The sequence below is a fragment of the Tumebacillus amylolyticus genome (genome assembly GCF_016722965.1).
Classification (GTDB): Bacteria; Bacillota; Bacilli; order Tumebacillales; family Tumebacillaceae; genus Tumebacillus; species Tumebacillus amylolyticus.
Genome location: NZ_JAEQNB010000015.1, coordinates 1 through 8,607 on the forward strand (window position 1 = coordinate 1; position 8,607 = coordinate 8,607).

The 8,607-nt window shown below is 51.5% G+C and carries 4 protein-coding genes and 2 rRNA genes; all 6 read right to left on the bottom strand.

All coding sequences use genetic code 11. The annotated features are described in order from the left end of the window. Nucleotides 1-60, bottom strand: a 16S ribosomal RNA gene (locus JJB07_RS23310); the annotation flags it as partial. A gap of 254 nt (nucleotides 61-314) precedes the next feature. Then, entirely contained in the window at nucleotides 315-1,616 is a 1,302-nt protein-coding gene (locus JJB07_RS23315) for a TIGR02679 family protein (RefSeq protein ID WP_201638470.1), read from the bottom strand. A 12-nt stretch (nucleotides 1,617-1,628) separates the two neighbouring features. After that, nucleotides 1,629-5,702, bottom strand: coding sequence for a TIGR02680 family protein (locus JJB07_RS23320; protein WP_201638471.1), 4,074 nt, complete (start codon nucleotides 5,700-5,702; stop codon nucleotides 1,629-1,631). Continuing rightward, on the bottom strand, nucleotides 5,699-6,874 hold the full coding sequence (locus tag JJB07_RS23325) for a TIGR02678 family protein (protein ID WP_201638472.1): 1,176 nt from the start codon (nucleotides 6,872-6,874) through the stop codon (nucleotides 5,699-5,701). The genes JJB07_RS23320 and JJB07_RS23325 overlap by 4 nt, the downstream gene beginning before the upstream one ends. Continuing rightward, nucleotides 6,871-8,373 carry a TIGR02677 family protein gene (locus JJB07_RS23330; protein ID WP_201638473.1) on the bottom strand — a complete coding sequence of 501 codons (1,503 nt, stop codon included), beginning with the start codon at nucleotides 8,371-8,373 and terminating at the stop codon, nucleotides 6,871-6,873. Before JJB07_RS23330 ends, JJB07_RS23325 begins: the two co-directional genes overlap by 4 nt. A 117-nt stretch (nucleotides 8,374-8,490) precedes the next feature. Continuing rightward, nucleotides 8,491-8,607: ribosomal RNA gene (rrf, locus tag JJB07_RS23335) — 5S ribosomal RNA — on the bottom strand.

The following is an 8,607-nucleotide window of genomic DNA, read 5'->3' on the forward strand; positions in this document are numbered from 1 at the left end:
TTGCATGTATTAGGCACGCCGCCAGCGTTCGTCCTGAGCCAGGATCAAACTCTCAATAAAAGTTTGGTTCACTGACTCGAATCGATCTTCATCTATCACTCGTTTAGTTTTCAAGGATCAATCGTGTCGCTCAGAGGCGACTTCAATAAGATAGCATATCAACTATCGAAAGTCAACTGCCAATCTCTAGTTTATTTTTCATCACCGCATCACTCGCGGCGACAAGAGTTATCTTATCATGTCCACTACCTTCTTGCGAATGACATGCTCAAACAAATATAAACAAAATCCCCCCTCTCACAACTGCACCTACTTCACCCTCCAACCGTCTTCGTTTCTCCCACTAAATCAGCCAACAACAAGGAGACCAGCGACTCTTGAAATACCTTTTCTCGCCGCGCCCTCATCGCCTCCGCCAATTGATCATCCCAAGGAACCTTCATCTGCAAATGAGCAGCCATATACTCCATTTCAATAGCTACTCCCCGTTCCACCGACAGATATTCTGCGCTTCCCATACGCCATGCTACAAACTGATCTCCGTAGCGCTTCTGCAACGAACAAGCCATTTCAATCCCTTTAGAATCAAAGTCCCCACTATACCAAATCTCCGCGCCTTGGACCCATAAGGCATCCAACAACCGTAATGCTGCTACAGAAGGTTGCCCGCTCGTACAAACCAGGACGGGCAACTCCCTTCCATCCGGCCATCGATCCAAAATCGTTTCAAACACAGCCGGGTTCTCTACAACAAACACCCGATCCCGTATTTCCCAGCCCACTTTTTTCTGAAAAAAAGCCAACGGCAACAAAAGTGGCATCCTCACCGCAATCGCTTTTGAAAAAAACGCCTCCCATGCATCCCCCGGAATGGTACGCAACCCAACCGCCGTCACAAAAGAAGATACCTCATCAAGCAGTACCCCCGCTTCCTGCCACACCTCACGCTTCCACTCCGCCGCACTCTCCGCATCAAGTTCCAAAATCGTACAAAGCGCTTGGTACAACCATCTCCCCACAATTCGATCTGCATCGAACGCATGCGGGTCACCGCTCAACCGATTTGCAAACACCGGCAACCGTTCCGTTATCCCCAGCCAACACGGAAGCTCGTCAAGCGCCCGAACGCAAAGCGACACCCAAGAAGCAGTCCCCTCTCGATTCTCGTCAAAAGAGTTTCGGACCGCCCGCGAACCGGCGGCCGAACCTTTCCAAATACCGTTCCACCAAGCCGCGCTCTCTTCGCGTTTGCAAGAACGATGCACAGATTCGCAAAATTCGTCCCACGAGCTCGCTTTCATGCCTTGGCGTTGCTTCTTTGAAATCAAAGGACGTCCCGTCACAAGCGGCACCAAGGTCTCCAATCCGACGGCCCAACGAGAACTCAACAGTTTGTTTTCCAACGCCGAAAGCTTAATCGTCGCCGTCGCTTCAGGCGGAAAAAACGTACCGAGCAATCCCGATATCTTCTGACTTTCTACATCCGTCAGATTTGGCACTTGTACCTGTCCGGAGAAGCGCCCCAACGACACCCACTTCCGCTCCGCCGCCTCAACCAAACGCTGAAATCCTGGATGTGAAAAAAGCGTCACCATCTCGCGCATCTGATCTTCCATGTCGATTCCCCTTTATCCGACCTGTTCAATCGCTTCAAAATTCGTCCTCCGCACTTTCCCATCCCACGTATAAGGAATCACGTCTACCGATTCCGCCCCTTTAGGCCGCATAATTTCATAAATAGACAATTTCGGCACCGTGTCAAAACACCCCCATAGCACTTGGCTGGTCATCATGTAATCAAACTCCATTTCGGTCAGCAACTCAAACAAATCCCTTACATTTTCCTCATCCACACCCGCAAATGCCTCGTCCAGCGAGATCAATTTCGGTGCATCCGGAGCCGTTCCTTTGTAACGCGACGAAACCGCAACGAACAACGGAATGTACATGGTCATCGCCTTCTCCCCGCCACTCATGACGTTGAACCTCGGGTCTGTCAACTCGCGGTACTCCACTTGCTCGCCCTGCTTGGATAAAAGTTGGAAGCGGTACCACTCACGGTAATCCAAAAATTGATGAATGATCTCTCGCAATGCTCCCACATGATCCGCCTCGGCCTTGGCTTGCTGGATTTTCTCTTGGAAGTGCTGGTAAAGTTCCTCGCGATCCGCATTCGTGAGATGCTCATAATCGCGACGCAACAACTCGACCAACCGAACTGTTTCCATCTCCATCTCGGAGCCTTTCTCTTTGGGCTCCCAGCGTAATTTCAACTGCAGCCCGCTGGAAGTATTGCGCTTGCTCATGAGCAAGTTCATCTCGCGTACCCACGCTTCAGCGCGTTGAATTTTTTGCCGGATGCTGACCCCTACACTCTGAATCAACACTTTTTCCAGCAGTTCTTTTTCCTTCTCTTGAAGTAAGAGATTCTGTTCCGCCAACTGTACCCGCAACTGATCGAGCAATCGCTCCGGCGTAAGTGGCTTACCACGGTCGTAGCTGAACTTCACCAATTGACGCCCGTTGAGGTCCTCCCATTCCAACACGTACTGATGCAAATGGACGTTCACTTCATTGAATACTTTGTAAATATTGTTGACAGCGTTTTCGATGGCTCGCTTTGGCTCGAACTCCTTGCCCAACGTTTGAGCTAGCGTACGACAGAGCGCCACCTGATCCTGCATCTCGGAGGGGAGCTCCTGCTCCCTCCACGGAGCAACCAAGCGCATCTTCCATTCGGTCCGCCATTCGTCGACGAGGTCCTCCAACTCTGAGAGAATGTTCATACGCTCGCGATGCAAGTTGCGCAATTCATTTTGTAGGATTCCGATCGCAATCTCTACCTGTTTCATTCGATTTCCCAAATTCTTGCGCGTCTCCCTGCGCAACTCCACAGACCTCATCAATTCTTGCAGACGTTGGTATTTTTCCTCCGCCTTCATCTCTTGTAAGGATTTTTCATAGGCCTGGATCGTGGCTTGAATCTCTTCCAGAACTTCAAGATGCTTCTGTTGATGAGCCTCTTCGATCTCCAACTTCTCAACAACGACGTCTACCTGTTGCGCTCCGTCGGAAACCTGCTTTTGAGCGGTCAAGTAACGGGTACAAGCCGTTTGCAGCTCGCCATAGAACCCCCGATAACCGCTCAGTTGCTCCATCGCCTCCGTCAATCGTGCCTCGTTTTTCAAGAACGACCACGTTTGCGTCAGTTCCAGCAAGCGCCCGCGCACCTCGCGTTCTTTTTCCATCGCACGCTTGTGGTGGTCGTTTTTTACTTCAACGTCGCCCTGTGCAGCTTCCAATTTCACCTGACCCTTGAGCACCGCGTCTCGAGCCTCGAACAACTCCTTCGCATCCGGGAACAATCCATATTCCTTCTGCAACTGCATCTCCCGCGCTTGCAACGCTTCAACAACGCCCTCATGCGCTTCTACCTGCAGGGTCAAGTCCGCCAGTTCTGCTTCCAAGCGCTTGATCGTCGCCAAACGAGTTTGCTTGCGACTTTCCTTGCCGATGTACTCGGCCCGTTCTTTGGGTTGAACTTTGCCGAGCAACGATCCCAGACGGAAAAAACCTTGCTCCGACAGCACAACGCGTTCACTGCCGTTCACGGGATCTCCAATCTCTATGGATTGCAACACATCTTGAATCCACTCCGCTGAAACGGAGCCGTCTTCCGGAGGCGTCGGACGCAAAAAGTCGGCCAGCGTGTGCCCGAACATCAACGGTTGCGTTTGCACCCAAAACTCTTGGTCCTCCCGCTTCCATAGAACACCCAACTTTCCAACCCATGAATCTAACAAACCTGTTTCTTGCAGCAACGACTCCAACATGGCGCGAGTCTCCTCCGGCACATGCGGGAAAAACTCACATGCCTCATACAGCGGCATACCCACCACCTGTTGCTCCCCATAGATTTGCCGAGTCCGTTCTCGATGCTTGGAACGGACGGGTTCCGGCTCACGCTGATGTCTCCAGCTTTGCAGTTCCACACGTTTTTCCTGTTCTGCGTCTCGTAGTTGCTTTAAAAAAGCGGCGTTCTGCAGCGCTTCGATCCGGACCTCTTGCACCTGTGGGTCATAAATCGCGCCCAAAACACGTTTGACCTCCTCGTAGGTCCTCTCCGGGAACAGAGCCAGTTGTTGCAAGAGAGAGATCATCTCCGTTTCGGACACTTGCAGTTCTTGCAACTGATCCCGCCAAGCGAACATTCGTTCTTGCTGTTGTTCTTTTTCTTTCTCCAGCGCGACTTGGAAGGCGTGGAATTGCTTTTCCATCTCATCGCGCCGTTCTCGAGCCGCACTGAGTTGCGCGTCTCTCTCGAACACATCCTTTTTGGATTGTGAATGTTCTCGCGCACATTTGAGCGCTTCATTCAGAGACGCTTGGTGCTCATGAATTGCCATTTTCCACGATGCCCAAAATACAGACTGCTCCATTTCGCGCGAGACTCGACGGTGGAACACATCATGGTACACAAACTCCATCTCCCGCGCCGAAGCTTCCAACTCGGACAGCAAGTCAGCTTGCTTGGCTTGTTCGGCCTGCATTTGGAGGCTTGCGGTTTCGATCTGGAGGCGCACCTTTTTCTCCTCTATGCGCCAATAGTCGAGATCACGACGTGACTTGTCGAGATTGAGTTCCAGCGTTTGTTTTTCCTTGTATTTACTCTGCAAATCTTGTCTTTTTGAAAAAGCTTCATCTTGATTCAGCACATCAAGCTCTGCTTGCTCGTTTCTAAGTTCATGGGCCTGTTTCTGATCGAACGTGCGCTGTTCTGCGAGTTCTTGCTCTTTGCTTTGTAACTCTTGTTGCTGTTGAGCCACCAACAGGTCTTTCTCCTGCAAACGTGCAGCGGACTGCACCGCTTTTTCAGCGCGATGGAACAATTGGTAGCGGTTGTACGTTCCGTATGCTTTTTCCAGATCCTCAACGTAACCGACATGGTGTTCCAACTCTCTCTGCCGGTCTCCGATCTGATCAATCGACTCCAGCACTTCCGCCAACGGGTACAACTCGTCCTCTTCCAGAGAAGGGAGCGCGCTTTTCAAGATGCCATAGATCGTCGTCGGCTTGAAATCCTTCGAGAGCTTCGGGCTGCGCAATTGCAAAAGCAGGTGCAGCATTTCCCCGTAACTGTCTTGGTTCTCATAGCGAAACAGCAATTTGTTGACCAGCATCGCATATTCCTTGCGTTCCCGAACGAAATGCCCGCCCTCACCAATCAGGTCCCGCATCTCTTTCCAAGTGTGAGGCACTTTGTTTTCTTGACCCATCGAGAACTCGCGCTTGTACAGATCAAACCCTCGGCCAATTCGTCGGTTATCTGTGATCGCAAAGCCCCAAAAATCCAACTCCCGATTGCCCCTGCGCGCACGCAACCCAATCCCGATCGTCAAATAACGGCCGCTCGTCCCGTGAGCAAACTCCAACCATAGGTACCCGGTCCGTTCCGCATGTTGCCCTTGATCGCCCAAGAGATAATATTCAATCTTGCGGTCACGCGAACCAAACGGATCCAATCGGCTGGGTCTTGTATCCCCGTCCAACACCAACGGGAGCAGACTTTGCATCGTGACTGATTTCCCGGCGCCGTTAGATCCCCGGAACAGCACGCGACCGCCCTCGATTTCGAACTCCTGCTCGTCGTAATACCAAAAATTGAGCATCCCCGCTCGATGCAACACCCAACGCTCCTTCACCGCTCGTCTCCCCCCAACTTATAACTCCCGGAAAAACGCCCCAACACACTCGACAATCGAATCCAATTGGGGTCCACACGCTCCGCCAAACCCCATGCCTCGAGATGACCCAGCAGTTGTTGTGCCAATTCACCAATCTTCGCTTCACGGTCTTGTTTGCTCCAACAGCTTCCATAAGTCTCCCGCAAGTCGAGAAGCATGGACTCCAGATCTGCTTGCGTGATCTGCAGGTCCTCTTTTTCCTTCAACTGCGTACGCACTTCGTTCGCCAGCAACAGTACCAGATCGGTGATGGACTCCGCCGTGGGAAACAAGTCCATCTCCCCTTTAGGGCTCAAATGATAGAAAAGCAGCCCCTCTCGGTAACGCTTTCCTTCCAATCCGACGTGCTTCCCAATCTGTTCAAGGATGTAGCTGCGCTGAATTCGCACATACTGCAACTCGTCCGGTTGCCAGTGGTGGTCCAGCACGGCCGGCTCCTGCAACAACCGACGAAAAACCGTATGCCGCCGCCTCGACACGTCGCCCTCATTTCCCTCAGGATACATCCCCTCGCCCAATTGCCGAAATTCGGTCAACGCGGAGATATCCTGGGGGAAACGACGTAACACATACGACGTTAACGTACTGCACTCGTACAAAATGTTACGCGTCCCCTCCTTGCTACGCGCCCAATCCTCTTCGTCGCCGTCGACCACGATCAAAATCTTGAGATCTCGCAACTTTTTTAGAGCCCGTTTCAGAGATTGCCGGTGAGGGGTATGTGTCATCTCCAGAGGAGTGCCTTCTTCTTGCATCTTGAGTTTTACAGAGTCGATCAGCTCGCTGAGCACGAACTGCTCCATTTCCCCTTTGTTCTGCAAAAACCACAAGCAAAAGGTAAAAAGCGCGTAGTCAAGCGGTTGCTTGAACTCCACCACCCCCATCCAAGGCTTTGCGACTCCCGGTACTTTTTCCAACTTGATCAATTCCCGCGTCATCAGCAGCGGAAACCCGCAAGCATGTTGAAACCACTCGCGCAATGGTTCATAATGCAAGCGAAGCGTGCGAAACAGTTCCGGATCGTCCGCTTTTCGCACCCAGGGTCGATTCAAGAGCACTCGAGCAAGACGTTTTCGTTCTGCCGCTTTCTCTTCGTCCTTGAAAGACTGGGTACGTGACGATTCACTCATGATGGTTCTCCCTCCCTGCTGAAATAGAGCGTGTAATTGGGCATCTCGAGCTCTCCATCCTCACAGACCAAGATGGTACGATCCAAGTTGGGGCGGTTGGGCATCGCGATCCTGATTCCATCCGGTGTTCGAAATTGGAGGTTTTTGTTCGCAAGGCAACGGCTGATCCACGACAACAGCTGTTGCCGCTCCCCTTTCGAAACGACACCCAATTCTGACATCAATACAGAACCGCGGTTTACGTAGGTTTCGATCAAGCTCTCTTCTTCTTGCTTCTTTTTTAGGTAGGCTTGAAGCGACACGGGATTGTTTTTTCGTGCGATGACCGGAGCGGTGTTCGTGTTCCTCGGACGCCCTTGGTGCCCTCGAGGGGGCAGCGAAAACTCTTGCGGGGTCGTTTCCCACATGGAGGTCTCATCCAAATACCCGTTGTCCTCCGCATGTTCACCAAAAAAATGTCTCGTCTCATACAGACCAAACGTATAGGCGTACAATTCATGCGCCTCTTCCAAGCTCTCCGTTTGCAAAAACCAGCGACCCACCTGTTCCAACTCTTGTTGGCGGCTCATTCCGCTCCTGCCCTTTTCTTGAATCCGTATGGCGCTGCGCACGACTTTAAAAATCGTATCTTTCGCCATTTGTTCCAACAAACTCACGAGGCTCGACTCTTGCTTTGTACCCAAGAACCAACGTTCCACATTGCGCCATTGGCTGTTTATTCGTTCCTCCCATTGCTCTGCCGACAATGGTTCGTCCAGATTCGGCATCCCCATTTTCGCCGACACTACTTGATGTAAAAAACGAGCTGTCGAGTAGCTGTCCTGTTTCGCCTGAAGAAGCAATTCTGAAATCTCCGGTGCCGTATTCTGCAACACCTGAATGAAATTCTGCAAATAGGTCAATACCGAATCCTTATACGCCAAAAACTGCTCGGTTGCAAAAAGTTCTTCCGACCGTTTGCTATTCAGGCTGGCAATATAGTCAGAGGCCCGCTCGTTGAGGTCCTTGAAGAGATCGATCAGTTCATCCCACAACTCGACAGCCTCTACCTCTGACCGCACCTGCGACCACCAGCGAATCGCCTTGGCCAGACGAACGAACTCTTGCAACTTGCTCGGTTGCAGAGAGCCTCCGTAGCCTTTCACATTTTCGAGTTGAATGACCAATCGTTCTATCTCAATCGCATAGGGAGTCATCATGTAGCGATATCGCTTTTTAAGGTATTCTTCAATGGTGGTGACACGTGTGCTGTCATGTTGTGCAGTGAGACTTTTCCAACCTTCCAACTGGCTGAGATCCGCTTGCAACTTCTCCATATCATAATCTTCTTCCAGCCCCATCGTACGCACCCCACTCAAGATTTCTTCGGGCTGCAACCAATAATTCGTTCGCTGGTACTGCTCATAGAAGTAACGCAGGATATATCGATAGCGTTTCGTGTTGGTGCGCGCTGTCAAATAAGCGGTTTCGGTAATCTCTTGCCCCAAGGTTCCTAACATCTGTGCACGCTCCCGTCAAACTTGTATACGTTATATTTCCACAAATCCCCTTCGCTTTCCTATGCAAAAAAAGACCTGATCCGTTTCCGGATCAGGTCTTTCGTTTTACCCAATGTTGCCTCGCGACGTCCTACTCTCCCGGGACCCTGCGGTCCAAGTACCATCGGCGCTGGAAAGCTTAACTTCTGTGTTCGGGATGGGAACAGGTGTGACCTTTCCGCCATCATCACGAGA

Excerpts from the sequence above, each read along its gene's own strand:
- JJB07_RS23315 (WP_201638470.1), bottom strand. The coding sequence starts at position 1,616 with ATGGAAGATCAGATGCGCGAGATGGTGACGCTTTTTTCACATCCAGGA.
- JJB07_RS23325 (WP_201638472.1), bottom strand. The coding sequence starts at position 6,874 with ATGAGTGAATCGTCACGTACCCAGTCTTTCAAGGACGAAGAGAAAGCG.
- JJB07_RS23330 (WP_201638473.1), bottom strand. The coding sequence starts at position 8,373 with ATGTTAGGAACCTTGGGGCAAGAGATTACCGAAACCGCTTATTTGACA.